Source organism: Vibrio sp. 1069, assembly GCF_033340555.1.
On the sequence record NZ_JAWOWP010000130.1, the window covers coordinates 1 to 1,020 of the forward strand.

Genomic DNA, 1,020 nt, shown 5'->3' on the forward strand with positions numbered 1-1,020 from the left:
TACTCACAAAATGAGATTCAGCTTCCATTGGATGATTTGGTGGACGATTTTGAAAAGCAGCTCATAGAAGATGCGCTGTTTTTGCACTCCGGGCGAATTACGGATGCGGCAAACCATCTGCAAATACCGCGTAAAAAGCTGTATTTGAGAATGAAAAAGCACGGAATTGAAAAGGGCAATTATAAGTCGCGATAACAACAAAGCGTTTGAGGTCTACATCAGTAAGCTCAAACGCTTTTTCATCAAGACTCGGAGTGATGAGCACCAATCTGCGGCATAGAAAATTAACTGATCACCGTGAGATAAGGATAACGAATCACGATGGCAATTACGGACATCGCCATTAAAGTTTGCGCGGAATAGTACGTGACCATCACCACTTGCCGAGAAAATACCGAGTAACCACCAAAGCGTTCAAAAGCCAGCACCGTGCCGGAAATGATGAAGATAAAGCTTCCTAACACCGCAAACGAAGACGACTGCGTTTTCCCACTTAGATAATACTCAATGGCCATCCAACACATGGTCATCAAAACCAAAATGTAGATCGCGACAGGGATTCTTTCTTTGCCGAGGTCAGGTCGAAACAGCCAGTAAAAGCAAATGCCGAGCCCAAACAAAGCAATAGGAAGCCAAGGAGTGAAATGCCATGCCGACATTAAGCTAAAGCCATAACTGTAGGACAAATGAGCAGAGCAAAATAGGCTTAGACCAATGATGAACTTATCTCGCGGCAACATCAGTAGTAAATCACCGAGTAGTGACAACGATAAACCCACTAATATCCACTGAGTGTAAGGAAGTTGACTCGCGGGAGAATTAAGCAAAATGCCAATCATCACAAGTACAGGCAATGGCTTTGATACGTAAAATAGCCATTTCGGCCCTTTACGGACACTTATGATGTGTATGAATGCTAATACAACGACAACTAGCCACATATATAAAGAACTCTCGAACAGACAAACGTGAGTAGCGTAGTGCTACTCTAAACAAAAAGATCTAACAAATGCGTAAGTT

Annotated in this window: 2 protein-coding genes; one reads left to right on the top strand and one right to left on the bottom strand. The window is 42.8% G+C overall.

Features of this window, described 5'->3' with window-relative positions:
• Positions 1-195, top strand: a 195-nt coding sequence (locus R7040_RS24925) for a helix-turn-helix domain-containing protein (RefSeq protein ID WP_318097344.1), incomplete at its 5' end; no start/stop codon positions are given.
• Between the two features lie 89 nt (positions 196-284).
• Here the strand turns inward: R7040_RS24925 and R7040_RS24930 are convergent.
• Positions 285-941 (bottom strand): lysoplasmalogenase, encoded by a 657-nt coding sequence (locus R7040_RS24930; RefSeq protein WP_005479123.1) that lies wholly within the window; start codon positions 939-941, stop codon positions 285-287.
• Between the last annotated feature and the right edge of the window lie 79 nt (positions 942-1,020).

Bases quoted from the DNA above. Each gene is read 5' to 3' on its own strand.
- R7040_RS24930 (WP_005479123.1), bottom strand. From the start codon at position 941: ATGTGGCTAGTTGTCGTTGTATTAGCATTCATACACATCATAAGTGTC.